Origin of the sequence: Haemophilus parainfluenzae (genome assembly GCF_003253005.1) — a bacterium.
In the GTDB taxonomy this organism is placed as follows: domain Bacteria; phylum Pseudomonadota; class Gammaproteobacteria; order Enterobacterales; family Pasteurellaceae; genus Haemophilus_D; species Haemophilus_D parainfluenzae_M.
Genome location: NZ_QEPZ01000001.1, coordinates 272,322 through 295,196, shown reverse-complemented (window position 1 = coordinate 295,196; position 22,875 = coordinate 272,322). Strand labels below are relative to the sequence as shown.

Genomic DNA, 22,875 nt, shown 5'->3' with positions numbered 1-22,875 from the left:
CAGATAAAAAAGGCCAATCAAATCAGTAAGGAGTTGATTATGTATAAACATGTTTTAGTTGCGGTAGATCTTTCTGATGAAAGTGAATTTCTACTCAAAAAAGCCGTGGGAATTGCAAAACGCAATGATGCGCAACTTTCCATTATCCATGTAGATGTAAACTTCTCGGATCTCTATACTGGTTTGATTGATGTCAATATGTCATCAATGCAAGATAGAATTTCGAGCGAGACACAAAAAGCGCTAATTAATTTAGCAGAACATGCTGGTTATCCAGTCAAAGAAAAATTGAGCGGTAGCGGTGATTTGGGTCAAGTTTTGACGGATGCTATTGATCAGTATGATGTAGATCTACTAGTGACAGGTCATCACCAAGATTTCTGGAGTAAATTAATGTCTTCAACACGTCAAGTGATGAATACCATTAAAATTGATATGTTGGTTGTGCCACTTCGCGACGAATAGTGATCAAAAATTATTTTAGCCCTATTAAAATAACGTAAATTTTAACCGCACTTCTCAATCAATGCAGCAGAGTGCGGTTTTCTTTTTTAAGATCAGTGAAAAAGCCTTTTTCTCTAGGTCAAAATATGCAAGAATAGTGAGCTTATTTTATAAATCGTGATCGAGATAGAGACACAAGGTTTTATCAATGAAAACAACAGCAGAAATTAGACAGTCATTCCTTGATTTTTTCCATAGCAAGGGGCATCAGGTCGTCGCAAGTAGCTCACTTGTGCCTGAAAACGATCCGACATTGCTTTTTACCAATGCCGGGATGAACCAATTTAAAGACGTGTTCCTTGGTATGGACAAACGTCCTTACTCACGTGCGACAACTGCACAACGTTGTGTGCGCGCAGGTGGTAAGCATAATGACTTAGAAAACGTAGGTTATACGGCGCGTCACCATACTTTTTTTGAAATGCTCGGCAACTTCAGTTTTGGCGACTATTTCAAACATGATGCGATTAATTTTGCGTGGGAGTATTTGACTTCTCCACAATGGCTTGGGTTACCAAAAGAAAAATTATGGGTAACCGTGTATGAAACTGATAATGAAGCTTATGACATTTGGCATAAAGAAGTTGGTGTGCCAGCAGAGCGTATTATTCGTATCGGTGATAACAAAGGTGCGCCTTATGCATCAGATAACTTTTGGGCAATGGGTGACACAGGTCCTTGTGGTCCATGTACTGAAATTTTCTACGATCACGGTGATCATATTTGGGGTGGGCCTCCAGGTTCACCTGAAGAAGATGGTGACCGTTATATCGAAATTTGGAACGTGGTATTCATGCAATTTAACCGTCAAGCAGACGGTACAATGGAAAAATTACCACGTCCATCGGTTGATACGGGGATGGGTTTAGAGCGTATTTCTGCCGTATTACAGCACGTAAACTCTAACTATGAGATCGATATTTTCCAAAAATTAATTGCAAAAACAGCAGAAATCGTAGGAACAACAGATTTAACTAATAAATCATTACGCGTAATTGCAGACCACATTCGTTCTTGTGCATATTTGATCGCAGATGGCGTAATTCCATCAAATGAAGGTCGCGGTTATGTATTGCGTCGTATTATTCGTCGTGCAGTACGTCATGGTTACTTGTTAGGAGCAAAAGAAGCGTTCTTCTATAAACTTGTGCCGACTTTAATTGAAGTCATGGCGGAAGCAGGAAAAGAAGTTAAAGAAAAACAAGCCAATGTCGAAAAATTACTTCGTTTAGAAGAAGAACAATTTGCTCGTACATTAGAGCGCGGATTAAGCTTATTAGATGATGCGCTAGCTCAAGTGAAAGATGGCGTGTTGTCAGGTGAAGTCGCCTTTAAACTTTATGATACTTATGGCTTCCCACTTGATTTAACCGCTGACGTATGTCGTGAGCATGATATTGCAGTTGATGAAGCAGGTTTTGAGCGTGAAATGGAAGCACAACGTTTACGTGCACAATCTGCAAGCCAATTCGGCATGGATTACAATAATGTTATTCGTGTAGAAGGTGAAACGAAATTTGAAGGTTATACTGAGTCAGAATCTTTAGCCAAAGTGACCGCACTTTTCCATGATGGAAAATCAGTAGAGAGTATTACAGCTGGTCAAAGCGCTGTGGTAATTTTAGAAAACACTCCATTCTATGCTGAGTCGGGTGGTCAAATTGGTGACAGTGGTTATTTAACCTCTCAAGGTATTCAGTTTAATGTAAAAGATACTCAAAAATATGGTCAAGTATTCGGTCATATTGGTGAGTTAGAACAAGGTAGTTTAAAAGTCGGACAAACAGTCAATGCGGTTGTGGATGCAGCAAGACGTCATCAAACGTCACTTAACCATTCTGCAACACACTTATTACACGCCGCATTGCGTCAAGTTTTAGGTCACCATGTAGTGCAAAAAGGATCGTTAGTATCCGATACAGCATTACGTTTTGACTTTGCTCATCCGGAAGCGATTACCAAAGCACAGCTTAACGAAATTGAAACGTTGGTAAACCAAAAAGTACGTGAGAATTTTGTGGTTCAAACGGACGTAATGGATATCGAAGCGGCAAAAGCAAAAGGTGCAATGGCGTTATTCGGTGAAAAATATGCTGATGTGGTACGTGTTTTAACAATGGGTGATTTCTCTGTTGAACTTTGTGGTGGCATTCATGCTAAACGTACCGGTGATATCGGTTTATTTAAAATTGTGGCGGAAACCGCAGTTGCAGCAGGTGTTCGTCGTATTGAAGCGGTAACGGGTGAAAATGCAATTCATTGGTTGCATAATCAACAACGCATTCTTGCTCAAAGTGCAGATTTATTTAAATCTGATGTTAACACTCTTGTTGAGAAAATTCAGCAACTTCAAGATAAAGCGAAGAAAGCAGAAAAAGAATTACAAGGATTAAAAGAAAAAGCCGCAATGCAAGCAGGGGCCGATTTAGTGAAAAGTGCGGTTAAAATTAATGATGTTTCTGTAATCGTACATCAACTAGACGGAATTGAAACTAAATCGTTACGTATGATGGTTGATGATTTAAAAAATCAACTTGGTTCAGGCGTAATTGTATTTGCATCTATTTTAGATGATAAAGTCAACCTCGTCGTTGGCGTAACAAGCGATTTAACTACTAAAGTGAAGGCTGGTGAGCTAGTGAATTTAATGGCTCAGCAAGTTGGTGGGAAAGGCGGTGGTCGCCCTGATATGGCAATGGCAGGAGGCTCCCAACCAGAAAATGTGAATCTAGCATTAACTGTCGCACAAAACTGGTTAAGCAATAATCTGTAGTACAAGCAGGTCGGTGGGATGCCGATCTTTACTTGATTGATAGGGATATCTAATAAATGCAAACTAAGGAGATAAAAGATGTTAATCTTAACTCGAAAAGTTGGCGAAAGTGTTCTCATTGGAGACGATATTTCTATCACGGTTTTGAGTGTACGTGGAAACCAAGTCAAACTCGGTGTACAAGCGCCTAAAGAAGTATCCGTTCACCGAGAAGAAATTTACCAACGAATTCTGCAGTCAAAAGATGAACATATAGATGGGACATCTTAGACCAACGAGTTTTATGAATGTTTTACATTCTATTTATAATTTAATTAACGTTTTTCAAAAAATTAAACCCATTGGTTTGCAAGATTTTAAATAACGGAAATTTGAGTTATAAAGGTAGAGAAGGAATCTTTCCAACTTAAATCTATCAAAATTTAATAAATAATGACCGCACTTTTAGTATAGAAGTGTGGTCATTCCATATTAAAACAAAAAGGAAAATCAATGAAAGCAATTATTCCCGTAGCTGGTTTAGGTACTCGTATGTTGCCAGCAACAAAAGCGATTCCAAAAGAAATGTTAACGCTTGTAGATAAACCACTTATTCAATATGTTGTGAATGAGTGTGTCTCGGCAGGAATTAAAGAAATCGTGCTAGTCACACATTCTTCTAAAAATGCGATTGAAAACCACTTTGATACGTCTTTTGAGTTGGAAACCATGCTTGAGAAACGTGTTAAACGTCAACTTTTGGAAGAGGTTCGTTCTATTTGTCCTAAAGATGTAACTATCATGCATGTTCGTCAAGGCAATGCGAAAGGTTTAGGCCATGCCGTATTATGTGGTCGACCTGTTGTTGGGAACGAGCCGTTTGCAGTGGTGTTACCTGATGTGCTTTTAGCAGATTTTACGGCAAATCAAAAGAAAGAAAATCTTTCAGCAATGATTAAACGTTTTAAAGAAACACAAGCAAGCCAAATTATGGTAGCGCCTGTTGCCTCTGATGAAGTGAGTAGCTATGGTATCGCGGATTGTGGTGGCGTAGAGTTAAAAGGTGGCGATAGCGTCAAAATTAACAGCATTGTTGAAAAACCATCTGTGGAAGAGGCTCCATCAAATCTTGCGGTTGTAGGTCGTTATGTGTTCTCTGCTGCGATTTGGGATTTATTGGAAAGAACACCTGTTGGTGTGGGTGATGAAATCCAATTAACGGATGCAATCGATATGCTTATTGAGAAAGAGACCGTTGAAGCATTCCATATGACAGGCAGAAGCTTTGACTGTGGTGACAAGATTGGCTATATGGAAGCCTTTGTAGAATATGGTCTTCGCCATGATAAATTAGGCAAAGAGTTTAAAGCTTTCCTAAAAGATCTTGCAAAAACCTTATAATTGACTGAAACCACCGAAAGGTGGTTTTTATTTATATTATCTAGATTGCTATACTTTTAGCCGTCTAGATTGTCATTTTGCTTATTTTTCATTAAAATACAGACAAATAGGTTATTTAAGGTGCATTATGGCAAACTGGGATGGCAAATATATTAGCCCTTATGCAGAACATGGCAAAAAGAGCGAGCAAGTCAAAAAAATTACCGTTTCTATTCCAATTAAAGTATTGGAAATTTTGACGAACGAGCGTACGCGTCGTCAGCTAAAAAGTTTGCGCCATGCAACAAATAGTGAATTGCTTTGTGAGGCATTCTTACATGCTTTTACGGGGCAACCATTACCGACGGATGCAGATTTAATGAAAGAACGCCATGATGAGATTCCTGAAAATGCCAAAGAGATCATGCGTGATTTAGGCATCGATCCTGAAAGCTGGGAATATTAATTTTATCCTTTTAATCCTTCCAAAATACTGCATTCAGGGCAATCGTTGCCCTGACAAGCGTTATGCCATCGTTCCAATTCCTCAACCATTTTTTGCAAGTGATGAATTTGCTCATTCAATGTTTTAATATGCTGCGTCGTAAGTGCTTTCACTTCTCGACTACTACGATTGGGATTATCCTGTAATTGCAAAAGTTGGTGGATTTGTTGGAGTGAAAATCCAACATCTCGAGAGTGACGAATAAAACGTAGTCGTTCTAAATCCTTTTCTTCATAATGGCGATAACCAGAAAGGCTTCGCTGTGCAGGCTTTAATAGGCCTGACTTCTCATAATCCCGAATTTGTTTACTTGATAAACCCACTAATTTGGCTACTTCACTAATGTTCATAAAAAATCCTTGACCTTAACCTTATGTTAAGGTTTATAGTAAGCTCAATTTCAATCTATATCAATAATTAAGGAGTAAATATGAAATCAATTACATTACATATAACAGGAATGACTTGTGGTGGTTGTGTGAAAAGCGTCACAAGAGTGTTGGAAGAGCTTAATGGTGTAGAAAAAGCCGTTGTAACACTTGATGATGCTAAAGCAGAGATTACCTTTGATGAAAGTGCGGTCAGTATTGCACAATTAATTGAAACAATTGAAGACGCAGGTTTTGATGCAACAGAATAAAAAAATAGCCATTCAAATAGAGGGGATGACTTGCCAATCCTGTGCTAATCGGATTGAAAAAGTGTTGAATCGAAAAGATTTTGTCTCTGAAGCGGGCGTGAATTTTGCGGCGGAGGAAGCACACGTAGTATTTGATTCATCTCAGGCTTCAGAACAAGATATTTTGATAATTATTCAAAAAGCGGGATTTAATGGCATTCTAAAGAAAAATATATTACCTAGTGCATCTAATGAAACGAAGATTAGCCCACGTTTATGGTTGCTTTTGTTCATTAACATTCCTTTTTTAATCGGAATGATCGGAATGATGTTTAATCATCATTCTTGGATGATGCCGCCAATGTGGCAATTTGTTCTTGCGAGCATTGTGCAACTTGGGTTAGCTATTCCTTTTTATAAAGGTGCGATTGGTAGTATTCGAGGTGGTTTGGCCAATATGGATGTACTGGTGAGTACTGGTACATTGGCGATTTATCTCTATTCGGTCTTTATGCTGTTTTATCATCAGTCAATGGGGCATGATGGTGCATTTCATGTTTATTTTGAAACATCAGTAATGGTCATCGGTTTCGTCAGCCTTGGGAAATTTCTTGAGGAAAGAACGAAGAAACAAAGCTTAAATAGTTTAGGATTATTATTACAACTCACCCCAAAACAGGTCAGTGTTCAACGTGAAAATCGTTGGGAAACGATTTCTCTCGATCAAGTAAAAATAGGCGATATTTTACGGGCTAATCAAGGTGAACGTATTGCCGCGGATGGTGTTGTTGAACAAGGGAGTGGTTGGTGTGATGAAAGCCATTTAACTGGTGAATCTCAACCGTTAGAAAAAATGTCTCAAAGCCCTGTACTTGCAGGGGCAATGGTGACACAAGGTAGCCTTATTTATCGAGCTAATCAACTTGGGCAGCAAACCCTATTGGGCGATATGATGAAAGCACTTTCTGAGGCGCAAGGTACAAAAGCGCCTATTGCTCGTTTTGCTGACAAAGTTTCAGCTGTATTTGTGCCTACCGTGTTATTGATTTCCGTAATGACATTTGGATTAACCTGGTGGATAAAAGGAGATTGGGTAACCGCTTTAATTCATGCGGTTGCTGTGTTAGTCATTGCCTGTCCTTGTGCATTAGGGCTTGCCACACCTGCTGCCATAATGGTGGGAATGGGGAAAGCAGTCAATGCAGGGATTTGGTTTAAAGATGCGGCATCTATGGAAGAGGCGGCGCATGTGGATACGGTGGTATTAGACAAAACAGGAACGATAACTCAAGGAAAGCTCAAAATTGCCGCTGTTTGGCAACCACAAAGTGCGGTCTATTCTGAGGAAGATTTATATCGTATTGCGGCTTCCGTTGAGCAAAATGCCAATCATCCTTTAGCTAAAGCGATAGTCCTGGCTGCACAGGAAAAATCACTTGAAATTCCGACCGCACTTTCGGTTCATTCAGAAGTGGGGCAGGGTATATCTGCTCACATTGAAGGAGTTGGTTTGGTTAAAGTAGGTAAACTTACTTATTGTGAATTAACCTTACCAGATAATATGCCTCAAATTTGGCAAATCGCGAGTGTTGTTGCGGTATCTGTAGATAACAGTCCAATCGGTGCATTTGCGCTAGCAGACAGTCTAAAAGAGGATAGTTTGCAAGCGATTCAACGCTTACACCAACATAATATTGATGTGGTGATAATGAGTGGCGATCAGCAATCTGTCGTTGATTATGTTGCCCAGCAAGTAGGTGTGAAAACTGCACAGGGTAATTGCAGTCCACGTGACAAAGCGACTTATATTGAGAGATTACGTCAGCAAGGCAAAGTGGTCGCAATGGTTGGTGATGGTGTGAATGATGCACCCGCATTAGCAATGGCTAACGTAAGCTTTGCGATGAAATCGGGTTCTGATGTTGCAGAGCAAACAGCATCGGCGACACTCATGCAGCATTCGGTGGATCAGTTAGTCGATGGATTAATGATTTCTCGTGCAACATTAAAAAATATTAAGCAAAACTTATTCTTTGCTTTAATTTATAATGTGTTAGGTATTCCACTTGCCGCATTGGGCTATTTAAGTCCTGTATTAGCGGGCGCAGCAATGGCGATGAGTTCACTTTCTGTGCTATCCAATGCATTGCGATTAAAACGAGTGAAAATTAGATAAGAAAAGGGCGATATGAAAATATCGCCTTTTGTTTGAACTAACTTTGTTTCCATACTGGAAGTTGAATCGTGACGGCAAGTCCACCTAAATTACTGGATTCAGCCCATACTTTTCCATTGTGTTCATTCACAATATTATAGACAATCGTTAAACCTAATCCCGTTCCGCCAGTGGCTCTTGTTCTGGTTTCATCAACTCGATAGAATGGCTTAAAGATTTTATCAAACTCTTCTGGCGGTAGGCCTAAGCCATTATCATCTACTCGAATTTGAAGGCAATTATCATCCTGCTCATTTTTATGTAAATCAATAGTTAAGAAAATATGATTTTTCGTGTATTTCAATGCATTACGAATGATGTTTTCAATTGCACTAGTCAGCAAACTTAGGTTGCCATAAATCATATGCTTTTCAGGATGTAAAATAGAGATATTCACATCACAAGTGATCTGGTGTTGTTCTGCTTCAAATAAGGCATCTTTGATCACATCATCCCAAAGCTGATTAATAGGAAATAAATTATGCTCCATTTGAGAATGCATTTGTTGGCGAGAAATGAGCAACAATTCGCTGATCATTTTATCCATTCGTTGTATTTCTTTTTCAATGCGTTTTACTGGTTCAATATCACCTGTTTGATGACGAACTAGCGCAGTGGAAAGTTGTAAACGCGTTAATGGTGTTTTTAATTCGTGAGAAATGGACGATAGCAGATTGTGTTGATTTGAAATTAGGGTATCAATTGCAATCGACATCTTATTAAAGCTTTGGCCTACTTCTCGTAATTCTGATGGACCATGGTTCGCTAACTTATTATCAACTTTGAAGTGCCCCAAAGCCACGCTATTCGCGGCTTTTTGCAAATTGGTAATAGGTTTGACGATGGTATAAGTGAACCACCAAAGCAAAGGTGTCGTAATAATTAACGTTAAAAGTAATAAGATCCAAGGGTGGTCAAGCATATAACGTAAAATTTCTTGTTGACCATTTGCTCGAGATACAAAGAATAATTCGGATGCTTGGTCGGAATCGCCAATATAGACTTTAAAAGGTCCTGCAATTTGGATATCTTTAAACGTTTTGCGTTGTGGCTGGGCAAAGTTACTTGATTCTTGGGCGAACTGAGTAATATGCATTCTTTCTTCGCCTAAAGCGCCGAAGATGTCTTTTTCGGGCGTTATGATGACTGGACGAGCTGAGTCGAATTTATCAGTTGGAAGCACAGGAACGCCTGCGAGGATACCATTGATCCTATTGTTACGAATTGATTCAACGAGTTTCTTTTGATAGCTCGAGATTTCATTTTGATTTAAATCTGAGTATAAGCGGCTATCAAAATAAGGGAGTGCGACCAAAAGTGCGGCCATGGCAAAGAATGCCAACCAAAAGACAGTGAATGTGAGTATAGTGAGCTGATTTAAGCTGAATTTCTTGATACGCATTATTCACAAACCAATAAGTAACCACGACTACGTAGCGTTTTCAGCCATGGTAAGCCATTGTCTCTTTCTGGAAGTTTTTTGCGCAAGTTTGACATATGCATATCAATCGAGCGATCGAAAGGAGAAAGGTGTTTGCCAAGCACATTCATACTTAATTCTTCACGAGAGACAATTTGTCCCGGACGAAGTATAAGCTTGTGGAGTAGTGCAAATTCAGAGCCAGTTAGACCGAGATCTTGGCCTTTATAAGAGGCTTGCTGAAGACCAGAGTGAAGCACTAAGCCTGCAAATTCCAATATATTTTCTTCAGATGGAAGTGCAGTCGAATTTTGTGTTTCTTTTTCTGATGGAGAGGCACGACGCAAAATCGCCTTAATACGGGCAACAAGTTCACGATCGTTAAATGGTTTTGGTAAATAGTCATCGGCACCAAGTTCTAAGCCCAGTACACGATCGATTTCTTCATCACGCGCAGTAAGCATCATTACAGGGACGTTTGATGTTTGACGAATTTTCTTGAGTGTTTCAAGACCGTTTAATACAGGCATCATAACATCCAATAAGACTAATTGGTGACTTGAGTTTAACTTGTCTAATGCTTCTTGACCATTATTTGCAATTTCGACTTCAAAACCAGTCAGTCGTAAGACTTCTGCAAGTAAATCTGTTAGTTCAATATCATCATCAACTAATAGAATTTTTGACATTTTTATTCCCTTGTAATACAACAAACCTGCTTGATATGACAAGCAGGTATTGTTTTTAATGACTACCAGAATTTCCACCAGCTTTTCTTGCCTGCATTTTCAGGCGTGCTGATAATAGTATTATTTTCGTCTTGTTTTGCCACTTCAGGTAATGGCTTATCTAATTCTGCACTGCTCACTAAACCGTTTTGATCAAATTTCACGGTAAATGTGTGCTGTTCAGGTTTTTGATAAGAATGTTGTTGTAAGAACACGTAATACCAAGTTAAGTTACTATAAGGATCAATTAAAACTGGTGTACCAAGTAAATATTGTACTTGTTGGGCTGTCATGCCTGGTTTTACTTGTGCCACAGTGGCCGCTTCTAAATAGTTACCTTGTGGTACATCAATACGATAAACGACTTTTTGTACTGTTGAACAAGAAGTTAAACTTAATGCTAAAACAACTGCACCTAAAAATGTTTTTAATTGCATATTTTTTACCTTTTATTGCAAAATTATGTCGAATGATACCGAAACTTTATGATCTTGCCAAATTAATTATTGCACTTTAATGCTTTTTGAAGTTGATCTTTCAGATTCGGTGGTATCCCTTTGATTGTTAAAGTATCTGTAAGTGGATCCCATTCAATACGGTTATTCAATAAATCCGCATTAAAACTTAATGTCACCCCTTTACCGGAACCTGAAAATTTTGTTAATGTTTTTAAGGCTGAGCGTACTGGTGGAATTGTTTCTTCCAAGCCGTAATCTTGCTCTTCTGTAAAGGTGACAAAAGGGCGATCGTTTAGAGTCGGCAAATTAGCTGAAAGTTCAGTTAAGGCAATTTCATCACCGCTTGCTAATTGCCCTTTACAGTACTCAAATACCTGTTTTTTGACTGCTTGGGTTTGTTCTTTATTTAGCTCTCCTTGCTCACAGTAGTCACTTACTGCTTGTAATAAGCATTGGTTTTGAACTTGTGGATTTAAACCTTCTTCCGCCCCCAAGAAATCCATAAAGAAGTCACTAATTTTACGACCTACACGACCTTTAATGAAGGTAAGGTAGCGGTTTGAGTTTGCGTTTACTTGCAAATCCGTTAGGTTTATACGTGCAGCAATATCAAATTGTGTGATATCTAAGTATTCCGTACGGCGAATTTCAAGATTTTCGTCAACTAACATGCTGATACGACTATCTAATAGTGCGATGAATAGGTAGTCAGTTGCTAAAAAGTTGTATTGACATAGGATTAGTGTGCCACTATCAGCAAAATTATATTTGCCCAATTCTTGCGCTAATAATTTTGTGGATTGTTGGCTGAAATTTAAAAAATTGATTTCATTTTCTAATAAACGATTCAGATCTTGTGCGAAAATGGAATTTTCTTGGAAGACACCAAATGCTTTACCTTTATTTTGATAGCCTTGATGTAGTTGCAACATCATTTGTTCGATTTCTGGCGTAATAGTGAGAAGTTCATCACGCAACACGCTTTCCATCATAGAGGTTTCATTTTCAGCGTACTTAACTAGTTGATGTAGCACGATTTGATTAACCGTAATGCTCATAATTTTTTCCTTCGTAAAATTTACCTTAAATTATAACCGCACTTTTTAAGCAAGAAAAAAGAAATTATTCAGATTGGACAAATTATCGGGTATGATATGAGAAGTTTTTTGTATTTAGAACAGGCTTAAACATTCCAAATGGCTCAACATTCAAAGTATTCCGATGGGCAAGTTAATGCCATCATTAACGACATGATTAGCGTACTTGAAACTCACAAAGCACCCGTTGATCTTTCGCTTATCGCTTTAGGCAATATGGCCAGTAATTTATTGACCACTAGCGTACCAGCCGCACAGCGTGAAGCATTAGCACAAGCCTTTGCCAACTCTCTAATGAATTCGGTAAAAATAAAATAAAATGTTTTGGTTTAAAAAAAGCAAATTTAACGGGCGTGAATACCGTGAAGAAACCTCACGAAAAATTTCGTGGGGACATTGGTTTGCTTTTTTTAACATTATCATCGCAATTCTTATTGGCAGTCGTTATGCCTTTCTCATTGACTGGCCCGACACATTACTCGGCAAAATTTATTTCTTCATCAGCTTATTAGGCCATTTCAGCTTTTGTGTTTTTGCCCTGTATTTGCTGGTTATTTTTCCACTGAGTTTTATCATCAAAAATCACCGCACTTTCCGTGGACTAACGGTAATTATTGCCACGATTTGTACCACATTACTGCTGTTTGATACAGAAGTTTTTAACCGCTTTAATATCCACCTTTCTTCTATTGTTTGGAATTTGTTAGTGAACCCTGAAAAGGGCGATTTCTCACGGGATTGGCAAATTTTCTTTGCGCCAATGCCGATTATTTTGCTAATCCAAATGCTTTTCTCCCGTTGGAGTTGGGAAAAATTACGTAGTTTAGAGCGTCAGAAATGGCTGAAGAAAGTGGGATTAGTTCTGACTTCCACGTTTGTCGCGACACACTTAATTTACGCTTGGGCGGATGCATTTTTATATCGTCCGATTACCATGCAGCGTTCTAATTTCCCTCTTTCTTATCCAATGACCGCACGAACATTTTTGGAAAAACAAGGATTTATTAATGCGGAAACATATTCTCAGCGCTTAGAGCAAGAAGGCCGTTTGGATGCATTAAAAATTGATTATCCGAAAAAAGATCTTCAGTTTGAGCAAGTTGAAAACAAACCAAATATTCTCGTGATTACCGTTTCAGGCTTACGTTATGATGCGCTAACGAGCGAGAAAATGCCTAAATTGTTCGAGTTTGCCACAAGCTCTACTCAATTTACGAATCATTACAGCAGTGGCAATACGAATAATGCCGGCTTAGTAGGCTTATTCTATGGACTGAATGCAAATTATACGGACAGTATTTTGAGTAATCACACACCGTCGGTATTAATTAAAAAGCTACAAGACGAGAAATATCAATTTGTTGCTTATTCGTCTACGGCATTCAAAGACAGCTTATTTAAACAAGCCTTGTTCCGTAATGTGAAATTACCTAAAGTGAAAGCCTCTTCGCCAAAAGAAGCGATAAATAGCGTTTTATCTCTCTTAAAAGAGGATAAACCTTGGTTTGCTTATGTGGATTTAGATATTGCGGATCTAACGGAAGAAAATTACACCAAATCGCTTGCGGAGATTGATCAACAAATTGATACTACTTTAGCATCAGTTTCTTTAGAGAATACGATTGTTATTATTACGGCAGAGCATGGTACAACGTTTAATAAACTGGATGAAAAAGCACAAGAAAACTATTTTGGTCGTGATGAAATCCAGGTGCCATTTATTGTTTACTGGAAAGATTTGCCGGTGCAAGAAGTCTCTAAATTAACGAGCCATACGGATTTATTACCAGCATTGATGTCATCAATCTTTAAAGTGAAAAATCCAGTTTCGGATTATGCACAAGGTCGCAATTTATTTGAGCTTAATGACGATCCTTGGGTGTTGGCATCGAATTTCCGTTGGAATGTCATTATTCAGCCGGATGGCACACAGTATCATATTGATCGCAAAGGAAACTATAAGAAATTTGACCGCACTTATACTGAACAATCTTCAAGCCGCCCTCCGCTCGGCTTGTTCTTAGATGTCTTTAAACAAGAGCGTTCTTTTGTCAATAAATAGATAGCTTTTTTGTGCTTAAAATCTTATACTTTGCACTCAGTTGAAAGACTGAAAAGATGTTATTAATTAAAATCTGCGAATTTTTCATAACATTGCAAACAATTCACAATAGACCAGAACCTTATTGGGTTTGCTTTTCAATTAATACACTTCTCGTCTCTCTTTTCCTTTCTTTTTTGGCGGAGTTATTATGAGAAATCACGTTCGTAGCTTTAAAACGTTTATTCGAGACGAAATTATTAAAAAAGGTGGCTGGGTTAATGCTCATGCTCACGCAGATCGTGCTTTTACAATGACACCTGAAAAAATTGGCATTTATCACAATAGTAATCTTCAACAAAAATGGGATTTAGTGGACGAAGTTAAACGTACATCAAGTGTTGATGATTATTACGCCCGTTTCTGTCAATCGATTGAGCTGATGATTTCCCAAGGGGTGACGGCATTTGGGACTTTTGTGGATATCGACCCGATTTGTGAAGACAGAGCCATCATTGCTGCGCACAAAGCTCGCGAAGTCTATAAGCATGACATTATTTTGAAATTTGCAAATCAGACCTTAAAAGGTGTCATTGAGCCAGAAGCTCGCAAATGGTTTGATATTGGTTCTGATATGGTAGATATGATTGGAGGCTTACCTTATCGCGATGAGCTTGATTATGGTCGTGGCCTTGAAGCAATGGATATTCTGCTTGATGCAGCCAAATCTCGCGGCATTATGTGTCATGTGCACGTGGATCAATTCAACTCTCCGAAAGAAAAAGAAACCGAACAGCTTTGCGATAAAACCATCGAACATGGCATGGAAGGTAGAGTTGTGGCGATCCATGGTATTTCTATCGGTGCACATAGCAGAGAATATCGTTATAAACTTTATGAAAAAATGCGTCAAGCAAAAATGATGATGATTGCTTGCCCAATGGCGTGGATTGATAGTAACCGAAAAGAAGATTTGATGCCTTTCCACAATGCATTGACACCGGCAGATGAAATGATTCCGGAAGGAATTACTGTGGCGCTAGGTACGGATAATATCTGTGATTACATGGTACCACTTTGTGAAGGGGATTTATGGCAAGAATTAAGCTTGCTGGCTGCGGGCTGTCGTTTCCCACATCTTGATGCGATGGTTGATATTGCCAGTATCAACGGACGTAAAGTGTTGGGTTTAGAACCAGTTTAATCTAAAAAATTGATAAAAGTGCGGTCGTAAAACGAAACGTTTTGTGGCCGTTTTTTCTTTATAAGATGAAACAGAAATAATGCTAATTTGACTGATTTAAAAAAGGACTTTAAGAAAAGTGGTGGGCGATACCGGTCTCGAACCAGTGACCCCCTCCTTGTAAGGGAGGTGCTCTCCCAACTGAGCTAATCGCCCGATGCACCTAAAAAGGTATTCGGATTTATTTAAACACTAAAATTAAGTGGTGGGCGATACCGGTCTCGAACCAGTGACCCCCTCCTTGTAAGGGAGGTGCTCTCCCAACTGAGCTAATCGCCCACATAAGAAAAGCGTTTAAATAATGGGAAAGTTTGAGCGGAAAGAACACTTTAGAAAAGTGGTGGGCGATACCGGTCTCGAACCAGTGACCCCCTCCTTGTAAGGGAGGTGCTCTCCCAACTGAGCTAATCGCCCGCTTGGTCAAACTTTTACAACATTAAAGTCTACTTTGGAAAAAGTGGTGGGCGATACCGGTCTCGAACCAGTGACCCCCTCCTTGTAAGGGAGGTGCTCTCCCAACTGAGCTAATCGCCCTTAATGTTGTGGATTGGCATTATAAGTATAATGAGATTTCAGTCAATATATTTTTATGAAAAAGCGTCTAGTTGTTGCAAAAATAGGCATAAAATCAGATTTTTTATTTAGAACTCATGCAAGTCGTAGTAAAATAAAAGTAATTTTTGTAAATGAATAGGTTATTAAGAAAATGAAAATTGATCCTCCTTTTGAATTAGATCCGAATGTAAAAGTACGTACGCGTTTTGCCCCAAGTCCAACAGGTTATTTACACGTAGGTGGCGCACGTACAGCTCTTTATTCTTGGTTATTTGCAAAACATAACAACGGTGAGTTTGTACTACGTATTGAAGATACCGATTTAGAACGTTCTACACCGGAAGCTACTGCGGCAATCATTGAAGGAATGGAGTGGTTAAACCTTGCTTGGGAACATGGTCCTTATTATCAAACCAAACGCTTTGATCGTTACAATCAAGTGATTGATGAAATGATTGAGCAAGGCTTAGCTTATCGTTGTTATTGCTCTAAAGAACGCTTAGAAGAATTACGCCATACACAAGAGCAAAACAAAGAAAAACCACGTTATGACCGTCATTGTTTACATGACCACAATCATGCAGCCGATGAGCCACATGTTGTACGTTTTAAAAATCCAACAGAAGGTTCAGTCGTATTTGATGATGCGGTGCGTGGTCGCATTGAAATCAGCAATAGCGAATTAGATGATTTAATTATTCGTCGTACCGATGGTTCACCAACCTACAACTTCTGTGTAGTAGTGGATGACTGGGATATGGGCATTACTCATGTTGTGCGTGGTGAAGACCATATTAACAACACCCCGCGTCAAATTAATATCTTAAAAGCGTTGGGTGCACCAATTCCAGTATATGCTCACGTTTCTATGATTAACGGTGATGATGGCCAAAAACTCTCAAAACGTCATGGTGCGGTAAGTGTGATGCAATATCGTGATGATGGTTATTTACCAGAAGCCTTAATCAACTATCTTGTTCGTTTAGGTTGGGGTCATGGTGACCAAGAGATCTTTACACGTGAAGAAATGATTAAATTCTTCGAATTAGATCACGTGAGTAAGTCTGCAAGTGCATTTAACACTGAGAAATTATTGTGGTTAAATCACCATTACATTCGTGAATTACCTCCTGAATATGTGGCGAAACACCTTGCATGGCATTATAAAGATCAAGGTATTGATATATCAAATGGCCCAGCATTAACTGAAATCGTGACGATGCTTGCAGAACGTTGTAAAACCTTAAAAGAAATGGCATCAGCAAGCCGTTATTTCTTCGAAGAGTTTGAAAGTTTTGATGAAGCAGCGGTGAAGAAACACTTTAAAGCAGCGGCAATTGAACCACTTGAAAAAGTAAAAGAAAAATTGACCGCACTTTCTAGCTGGGATTTACATTCTACTCATGAAGCGATTGAACAAACTGCGGCTGAATTAGAAGTGGGTATGGGTAAAGTCGGGATGCCATTACGCGTGGCAGTGACAGGCTCAGGTCAATCACCTTCTATGGATGTGACATTAGTGGGTATCGGCCGTGAACGTGTGTTAGCGCGTATCCAACGTGCCATTGATTTTATTAAGTCTCAAAACGCTTAATATTTAGGCTGATAAGCGGGATTTGATTATTTCAATATTGACAGTTTATCAGCCGAAATTTATCATAGCCTGCGTTATTTGGGGATATAGCTCAGTTGGGAGAGCGCTTGAATGGCATTCAAGAGGTCGTCGGTTCGATCCCGATTATCTCCACCAAATTTAAAACCTTGAAACTTAAAGTGAGTTTCAAGGTTTTTTCTTTATGGCAAATCTACATTTCTTTTAGGTAATCCAAGCCTAATCCATTCATTTGTCCCATAATCCAACTTTGTTTTTTACGAACTAACACACTAGGCTTATTCACTTTATAGATAATAGGATTTGGTAAAACTGCAGCAAGTAATGCCGCTTCTGATTGAGTTAAATTTTTCGCTGATTTTTTGAAGTAATAGCGACTGGCTGCCTCTACACCAAAGATACCATGACCAAATTCTGCGATGTTCAAATACACTTCTAAAATGCGTTCTTTGGACCAAAAGATTTCCATTAATACCGTTGTGGGAACTTCTAATCCTTTGCGAAACCAACTTTGTCCATGCCAAAGAACGAGGTTTTTTGCTGTTTGTTGAGAAATCGTTGAGGCGCCTCGGGTTCGGCGGGATTTTTCATTAAATTTAAAGGCCTTTTGAATAGCCTCAAAATCAAAGCCCCAGTGGTTTGGGAATTTTTGATCTTCAGCGGCAATCACCGCAAGCTGCATATTCGGTGAGATTTCATCAAGGCTCACCCAATCGTATTTGATTGAATAGCTGAAATCCAACTGTAATAAGTGCCCGATTTTTTGCTGTGCCATATAGGCAGAGAAGGGAACAGGGATAAAGCGGAAGCAAATGAAAAATGCCAGGATTGCGAGAGAAAAACGCCACGCAACCCGTTGCCAATTTTTTTTCCACCAAGATGGGCGAAAAAGATGTAAAAGTGCGGTCAGAATTCGCTTAGTTTTTTGCAGCTTGCTCATCGAGTTGGCTTTTCACCCAGTTTATAAAATCCGGATCCATTGTTTTGAGCATATTAGAACCACGCGTAATGGTTGCCGCACTGGTATTGAGATTTTGTTGAATCTCTCGTTGTGAGAGATTTTTATCCAATAACTGTGCCACGATTTGTAAACGTAACCCCACCGCATCACGTTCATCAGGCGTGAGCAGAAGCGTTAAGAAATCTTGTGCTTTGCCTTGCTCAAATGCGGTTTGCAAGGTCGCTAGGAAAGCATTCCATTGTTCTAAATTGCGACTAATATACATATCAACAACCCTATACTATTAAACTAGTGCGACTAGTATAGCCGATCGTATTCCTCTTTGCTAAAGGTTTGTAATTTTTCTTTGTCTTGTAGGTTTTGATAGTAAAAATCGTAAGTTAATACGTTTTGAACATAACCTCGTGTTTCAAAGAACGGAATAGAGGCAATAAATTCATCCATAGCCAATTTGCTATTTGCTCTCGCAAGCCATTTTTCTACACGGCTTGCTCCCGCATTATAGGCGGAGGCGATCAAAATTCGGTTATTAGGGTATTTAGCATTTAACTCATTTAAGTGAGCCGTACCGAGTAAAATATTATTAAGCGGTTTGAATAAATCTAACTCACCGTTATAAGGAAGTTGCTGATTTTCTGCTGTTTTTTGTGCAGTACTCGGTAATAACTGCATTAATCCTCGAGCATTTGCGGAAGATTGTGCCATTGGATTCCAAGCACTTTCTTGGCGAGCGATTGCCATGGCGAAGGTTTTAGTTACACGATTATCCACAATAGTTTGAGGTTCCGTTGCGCTGAGATTCACATTACTGAGGGCAATATCAAAATATTGACTGTAAGCATTTGGTAAGCGTAAGTCGATATAATCCCATGCTTTCGCAATAATCGAGCCATCTACGCCTAATTCAAACCAATTTTGTTCATTTGCATATTGGCTTAATGCAAGTTGTTTCTCTTGCGGTAATTTTTCTAATAGAGAACGCCAACGTTGTTTGGCTGCGCCTAATCGATCTAATTGACGCAGTTCTGCAATCTCAGCTAATTCAGTAGCATACTTCTCTTGGATATTGGACTCTTGAGGAATTTTAGGCATTTCCAGTTTGTAGGAATGGCCTAATTTGACCGCTGCCAACATTGGATAAAACCCACGTTCTTTCGATAAAGCTTCTAATCGTTGTTTCGCATCTTTATCGGATGCTTGAGCAGTTATTTTAACCATCCAATAACGCCATTCTTGTTTTTGCTTCGCTTCATCTGAAAGGGCATTCAACCAACCTAATAAATCCGTTTGTTGCCAAATAGCCGTACGCAAACGACGTTCAATGAGATTATCTGCGTTGAGTTTGAGAAGTTCTTGATCGCGCCATTGCACAAAATTAGGACTTTCATTATCAAAGAAACGGTTAATAAAGGCGATTTTCCAATCACGTAATTCAGCTTCGTTTAATTGCCAAGTCTTCGCCCATTGCTCGTAAGGGGTGAATGTTGGCTCATTCATATTTTCTGGAATGGTCCGCAAATAACGAGCAAAACCTAGCACTACGGCAAATTTATTGATGATTTTATTCGTATTACCATCAATTAATGGCAATGACTCAGTGAGTGTTTTCAAATTGGCTGGATTTTTTAAGAGATCCTGATAAAGCGCTAAATGAGCGGCTACTTGCTCATCTTTTTTAGCGTTCTCAATTTTTTCTAACTCTTTAGCGAGTATTTCGAGGCCTTTCGCGTCATTTTTACCAAAGAGCATTTCTGCTTTTTGGTAGATTTTCTCTTCAGTGCGTCCACCTTGTGAATACCAAGCCTCCCATAGCTGAGCATCATTAGGAAGTTCAGCATTGTTGAGCCAAAGCTGTTCATATTCAGACAAAATAGCCGATTTATTCTTGTCATTTGGTTGATTTTCTGTCGTCTGACTGGTATTGGCTGCCTCTATTTGATATTTAGCTGTAAGCACAGCAATTTGTGTTTCCAAATTATTAGGCGTGAGTTTGGCGAGCGCTTGAGTATCTTCAGCATTGGTTAATAATGTAAAAATGCTTTGTTCTAATTTTCCGCGTAGAAAATGAGAGGCGTGCTGTTGAATAAATTGTTCAATGTCTGTTCGCAATGCATTCACTTTTTCACGAGGCGTATCGCGATTAACGGTTTTTATACGTGCATCTAAATAAGCCGCTATAGCATCAGTTTGCAATGGATAACCTTTTAAAGAATCAATAAGCCCAAGAAATAATTTAGCATTATTAGAAACATGATTATTTTTGACCGCACTTTTTAGGAGCGACTCTAATTGTAGAAAAGTTGCACGTTGTTCAATCAGCTTTAATTCATGAGAGTGCTGTTGTTGTGCCCATTTGGCTTGTTCTTCTGCAAGGTTAATTTGTGGTGCTGTTTCATTTTTGCTTTGATGGGCATGCTGATTAGCCAAAGCTGAGCCTGAAAGTGCGGTTAAAATTAATAACGAAATTGTCGCGTGTTTAAGTGCTCGCATAGGAGGTTCCATATAAAGAGAAAGACGGATATTTAGATCCGTCTTTGAGTGTAGAGTTCGTTTTATTTAGAAAACTTTTTTGAAAGGCTTCACAATCACATCACCGTAAACGCCAGCTTCTACGTAAGGATCTTGTGACGCCCAGTCTTTTGCTGCAGACAGGCTTTCGAATTGAGCAATCACAGTCGAGCCTGTAAAGCCAGCTTCGCCAGGATTTTCATCGTCAATGGCAGGATTGGGACCGGCTGTTAATAAACGACCTTCTGTTTGTAATTGTTTTAAACGAGCGAGATGCTGCTCACGTACAGCAAGGCGTTTTTCTAAACTGCCAGGAAGATCTTGGGCAAAAATTACGTAATACATTATTTCTCCTTTTAACAACTTAATTGTAATTCTTCGATGGTGGCTAATGCACGTTCTAATTCGAGATTGCCTTCACGTGGTATACTGCGAGATTTGCCATCTTTTCCAACGGCGACAAAGGTAAATACGGCCTCTGTCACGCAATAACGTTCCCCAATTGGTTCACTGGCAACTTTTTTCACCCATACTTCTACCTTGATTTTAATAGAAGAACGTCCCACGCTGAGGCATTGACCATAACAACATACCACGTCACCGACAGCGATAGGTTTGATGAAATTCATACTTTCTACGGCAACAGTGACCACACGGCCATGAGCAATTTCTTTGGCAAGAATTGCTCCGCCCATATCCATTTGGGACATAATCCAGCCACCGAAAATATCGCCATTGGCGTTAGTATCTGAAGGCATTGCCAAGGTGCGTAGTAATAATACGCCTTTAGATTGACGACCTTCTTTATCAGTAAGATTTGAAACCATTATTTTTTCCCATCATTTTTTTGATCATCTTTAGGTAAGTAACGGTAAATATAAGCGCCGCTGACGATTGTTGCAACAAAGGTCATACCAAGTAAACCAAAAGATTTGAAATCAACCCAAGCATCTTCAGACATATTTTGGCTGATATAAATATTTACAAGCATACACAGAATGAAAAATCCTGCCCAGCCTAAATTCAATTTGTTCCACACATTATCAGGTAATTGGATTTCTTTGCCTAATAACTTTTTTACCAGTGGCGTATTGAATTGGAATTGTGCAACCAATAAAACAATGGCAAATAAGGCATTAATAATTGTGACTTTCCATTGTAGATATTTGATTTCATTGAAATAGGCAGTGAGCAAACCAAAAAACACAACCGCAATGGCCATGATTTTTTGTTGTTTCTCAATCACACCATATTTCAGTTTTAGTACAACCATCTGAATGATGGTCGCGATCACTAAGACAATAGCCGCCTCACGCACCCCAAACATTTTGTAAGTGATGAAAAAGAGAACAAGCGGAATAAATTCAAGAAGTTGCTTCATATTATGCCTTCATAAATAAACTGTAAAAACGGTAAGTAAATATCAAAATAAATATTTGAAATAATGCTGCCAAGATGCCAACGATAGCACTTAAAAATGATGAACCTAAGATTGCACCAACGGTATTCACCACTAAAGGAAGAAGTAAATAAGTGAGCAAGGCATAAATAATTAACACGCCATTACGTTTAATACCTGCACGCCACACTTGTAAAGCACTTTGCCTGATAGATTGATTAGAGGCAATATAATGCACAGGTGATAAGCATAAACGTACAAAGAAGAATAAGCCCAATACCATTGAAACAAAGGCTAGAGGGGAGAGGGCATTTTTGCTTAAAAATGAGCTCATGACATCCGCTATGCCAAAGAGAAGTGGCAAACTCATAAAAATATCTAAAACGACCACACCTAAAAAACGACGCAATGTCAGCATGAGACCTTGATTAATCGGATTTTCATTTTGCAGACTAATATGATGAATGCTTGAAATACCGAAGGTCGCAATAAAAGACATCAATAATTGTTGGAATAAAAAAGATCCAATCAGTGCAGTTGGTTCCACTTTGCTCAATGCATCAATAATATCCTCTTGTGATGGATTAGGATTATCACCCAAACTCGATATTGGGACACTGACTAATGCATTAATCAATTGTGAGATGACGAAAATACCAACGAAAAGTAGCACGGTTTTTCGCTGATTACGCATAAAGTTGAGGCTATCTTGAAAAATCTGAGTAAAGTTAATTTGCATTGTATTTTCTCGGTAAAAAAAGTGAAGTAATTATACAAGCTTTGACATCAAAAAACTAAAAATACAAGAAATTGTTCTAGATCAAAAATTATTAATTTTTAAAAAATTGATAGAGATCATATTTTTAATACTTAAAAAT

23 protein-coding genes and 5 tRNA genes are annotated in these 22,875 nt (G+C 38.8%); 12 read left to right on the top strand and 16 right to left on the bottom strand.

The window, feature by feature from the left end; all coding sequences use genetic code 11:
* Positions 1 to 39 precede the first annotated feature (39 nt).
* The 5 genes from uspA to metJ all read left to right on the top strand — a co-directional run bounded on the left by uspA (position 40) and on the right by metJ (position 5,102).
* Positions 40 to 465 (top strand): universal stress protein UspA, encoded by a 426-nt coding sequence (gene uspA, locus DPV97_RS01530; protein WP_014064852.1) that lies wholly within the window; start codon positions 40 to 42, stop codon positions 463 to 465.
* A gap of 187 nt (positions 466 to 652) precedes the next feature.
* Positions 653 to 3,277: an alanine--tRNA ligase gene (alaS, locus tag DPV97_RS01525; protein ID WP_070715209.1), complete on the top strand. Its 2,625-nt coding sequence runs from the start codon at positions 653 to 655 to the stop codon at positions 3,275 to 3,277.
* A 78-nt stretch (positions 3,278 to 3,355) separates the two neighbouring features.
* Positions 3,356 to 3,547 (top strand): carbon storage regulator CsrA, encoded by a 192-nt coding sequence (gene csrA, locus DPV97_RS01520; protein ID WP_070715210.1) that lies wholly within the window; start codon positions 3,356 to 3,358, stop codon positions 3,545 to 3,547.
* Positions 3,548 to 3,769: 222 nt separating this feature from the next.
* Complete coding sequence (galU, locus tag DPV97_RS01515; protein WP_070715212.1) at positions 3,770 to 4,657, top strand: UTP--glucose-1-phosphate uridylyltransferase GalU; 888 nt, start codon at positions 3,770 to 3,772, stop codon at positions 4,655 to 4,657.
* Between the two features lie 127 nt (positions 4,658 to 4,784).
* Positions 4,785 to 5,102 (top strand): met regulon transcriptional regulator MetJ, encoded by a 318-nt coding sequence (gene metJ, locus DPV97_RS01510; RefSeq protein ID WP_005696757.1) that lies wholly within the window; start codon positions 4,785 to 4,787, stop codon positions 5,100 to 5,102.
* Between the two features lie 2 nt (positions 5,103 to 5,104).
* On the opposite strand, the gene cueR is transcribed toward metJ, so the two are convergent.
* Positions 5,105 to 5,491 carry a Cu(I)-responsive transcriptional regulator gene (gene cueR, locus DPV97_RS01505; protein WP_005699815.1) on the bottom strand — a complete coding sequence of 129 codons (387 nt, stop codon included), beginning with the start codon at positions 5,489 to 5,491 and terminating at the stop codon, positions 5,105 to 5,107.
* Positions 5,492 to 5,571: 80 nt separating this feature from the next.
* Here cueR and DPV97_RS01500 point away from each other — a divergent pair, with 80 nt between their 5' ends.
* Together DPV97_RS01500 and DPV97_RS01495 are read left to right on the top strand one after the other, a co-directional pair.
* Positions 5,572 to 5,781: a heavy-metal-associated domain-containing protein gene (locus DPV97_RS01500; RefSeq protein WP_070715214.1), complete on the top strand. Its 210-nt coding sequence runs from the start codon at positions 5,572 to 5,574 to the stop codon at positions 5,779 to 5,781.
* Positions 5,768 to 7,936 (top strand): heavy metal translocating P-type ATPase, encoded by a 2,169-nt coding sequence (locus DPV97_RS01495; protein ID WP_070715216.1) that lies wholly within the window; start codon positions 5,768 to 5,770, stop codon positions 7,934 to 7,936. The genes DPV97_RS01500 and DPV97_RS01495 overlap by 14 nt, the downstream gene beginning before the upstream one ends.
* Positions 7,937 to 7,973: 37 nt before the next feature.
* Here DPV97_RS01495 and cpxA read toward each other — a convergent pair whose 3' ends face one another.
* The 4 genes from cpxA to yejK form a co-directional block, all read right to left on the bottom strand.
* The gene (gene cpxA, locus DPV97_RS01490) at positions 7,974 to 9,377 is read right to left on the bottom strand and encodes an envelope stress sensor histidine kinase CpxA (protein ID WP_070715218.1); all 1,404 of its coding nucleotides are present in this window, start codon (positions 9,375 to 9,377) and stop codon (positions 7,974 to 7,976) included.
* The gene (locus tag DPV97_RS01485; protein ID WP_070715219.1) at positions 9,377 to 10,084 is read right to left on the bottom strand and encodes a response regulator; all 708 of its coding nucleotides are present in this window, start codon (positions 10,082 to 10,084) and stop codon (positions 9,377 to 9,379) included. The genes cpxA and DPV97_RS01485 overlap by 1 nt, the downstream gene beginning before the upstream one ends.
* A 62-nt stretch (positions 10,085 to 10,146) precedes the next feature.
* Entirely contained in the window at positions 10,147 to 10,560 is a 414-nt protein-coding gene (bamE, locus tag DPV97_RS01480) for an outer membrane protein assembly factor BamE (RefSeq protein ID WP_014064861.1), read from the bottom strand.
* A 62-nt stretch (positions 10,561 to 10,622) separates the two neighbouring features.
* The gene (gene yejK, locus DPV97_RS01475; RefSeq protein WP_070715222.1) at positions 10,623 to 11,639 is read right to left on the bottom strand and encodes a nucleoid-associated protein YejK; all 1,017 of its coding nucleotides are present in this window, start codon (positions 11,637 to 11,639) and stop codon (positions 10,623 to 10,625) included.
* Positions 11,640 to 11,777: 138 nt separating this feature from the next.
* On the opposite strand from yejK, the gene DPV97_RS01470 reads away from it, so the two are divergent.
* From DPV97_RS01470 to DPV97_RS01460, 3 genes are all read left to right on the top strand, one after another.
* A complete protein-coding gene (locus tag DPV97_RS01470; protein WP_005698664.1) occupies positions 11,778 to 11,996 on the top strand; it encodes a YejL family protein in 219 nt (72 codons plus the stop codon).
* Between the two features lies 1 nt (position 11,997).
* The gene (locus tag DPV97_RS01465; RefSeq protein ID WP_070715224.1) at positions 11,998 to 13,740 is read left to right on the top strand and encodes a DUF3413 domain-containing protein; all 1,743 of its coding nucleotides are present in this window, start codon (positions 11,998 to 12,000) and stop codon (positions 13,738 to 13,740) included.
* Positions 13,741 to 13,930: 190 nt separating this feature from the next.
* Positions 13,931 to 14,923, top strand: coding sequence for an amidohydrolase family protein (locus DPV97_RS01460; protein WP_005696743.1), 993 nt, complete (start codon positions 13,931 to 13,933; stop codon positions 14,921 to 14,923).
* 119 nt (positions 14,924 to 15,042) lie between these two features.
* Here the strand turns inward: DPV97_RS01460 and DPV97_RS01455 are convergent.
* The 4 genes from DPV97_RS01455 to DPV97_RS01440 form a co-directional block, all read right to left on the bottom strand.
* Positions 15,043 to 15,118: transfer RNA gene (locus DPV97_RS01455), tRNA-Val, on the bottom strand.
* Positions 15,119 to 15,165: 47 nt separating this feature from the next.
* Positions 15,166 to 15,241 (bottom strand) — tRNA-Val (locus tag DPV97_RS01450).
* A gap of 59 nt (positions 15,242 to 15,300) precedes the next feature.
* Positions 15,301 to 15,376, bottom strand: a tRNA-Val gene (locus tag DPV97_RS01445).
* A gap of 44 nt (positions 15,377 to 15,420) precedes the next feature.
* Positions 15,421 to 15,496: transfer RNA gene (locus DPV97_RS01440), tRNA-Val, on the bottom strand.
* 172 nt (positions 15,497 to 15,668) lie between these two features.
* On the opposite strand from DPV97_RS01440, the gene gltX reads away from it, so the two are divergent.
* Together gltX and DPV97_RS01430 are read left to right on the top strand one after the other, a co-directional pair.
* A complete protein-coding gene (gene gltX / locus DPV97_RS01435; RefSeq protein WP_070715227.1) occupies positions 15,669 to 17,111 on the top strand; it encodes a glutamate--tRNA ligase in 1,443 nt (480 codons plus the stop codon).
* A gap of 80 nt (positions 17,112 to 17,191) precedes the next feature.
* Positions 17,192 to 17,267 (top strand) — tRNA-Ala (locus DPV97_RS01430).
* 55 nt (positions 17,268 to 17,322) lie between these two features.
* On the opposite strand, the gene mtgA is transcribed toward DPV97_RS01430, so the two are convergent.
* The 7 genes from mtgA to DPV97_RS01395 form a co-directional block, all read right to left on the bottom strand.
* Complete coding sequence (gene mtgA / locus DPV97_RS01425; RefSeq protein WP_049364455.1) at positions 17,323 to 18,069, bottom strand: monofunctional biosynthetic peptidoglycan transglycosylase; 747 nt, start codon at positions 18,067 to 18,069, stop codon at positions 17,323 to 17,325.
* Positions 18,047 to 18,355: a trp operon repressor gene (trpR, locus tag DPV97_RS01420; RefSeq protein WP_005696738.1), complete on the bottom strand. Its 309-nt coding sequence runs from the start codon at positions 18,353 to 18,355 to the stop codon at positions 18,047 to 18,049. Before trpR ends, mtgA begins: the two co-directional genes overlap by 23 nt.
* Positions 18,356 to 18,387: 32 nt before the next feature.
* Positions 18,388 to 20,580, bottom strand: coding sequence for a transglycosylase SLT domain-containing protein (locus tag DPV97_RS01415; RefSeq protein WP_070715229.1), 2,193 nt, complete (start codon positions 20,578 to 20,580; stop codon positions 18,388 to 18,390).
* A 66-nt stretch (positions 20,581 to 20,646) separates the two neighbouring features.
* Positions 20,647 to 20,943 carry a YciI family protein gene (locus DPV97_RS01410; RefSeq protein ID WP_070715231.1) on the bottom strand — a complete coding sequence of 99 codons (297 nt, stop codon included), beginning with the start codon at positions 20,941 to 20,943 and terminating at the stop codon, positions 20,647 to 20,649.
* A gap of 11 nt (positions 20,944 to 20,954) precedes the next feature.
* A complete protein-coding gene (gene yciA, locus DPV97_RS01405) occupies positions 20,955 to 21,425 on the bottom strand; it encodes an acyl-CoA thioester hydrolase YciA (RefSeq protein WP_070715232.1) in 471 nt (156 codons plus the stop codon).
* Positions 21,425 to 21,979 carry a septation protein A gene (locus DPV97_RS01400; RefSeq protein WP_070715233.1) on the bottom strand — a complete coding sequence of 185 codons (555 nt, stop codon included), beginning with the start codon at positions 21,977 to 21,979 and terminating at the stop codon, positions 21,425 to 21,427. Before DPV97_RS01400 ends, yciA begins: the two co-directional genes overlap by 1 nt.
* 1 nt (position 21,980) lies before the next feature.
* The gene (locus DPV97_RS01395; RefSeq protein ID WP_070715235.1) at positions 21,981 to 22,736 is read right to left on the bottom strand and encodes a beta-methylgalactoside transporter; all 756 of its coding nucleotides are present in this window, start codon (positions 22,734 to 22,736) and stop codon (positions 21,981 to 21,983) included.
* Positions 22,737 to 22,875 lie beyond the last annotated feature (139 nt).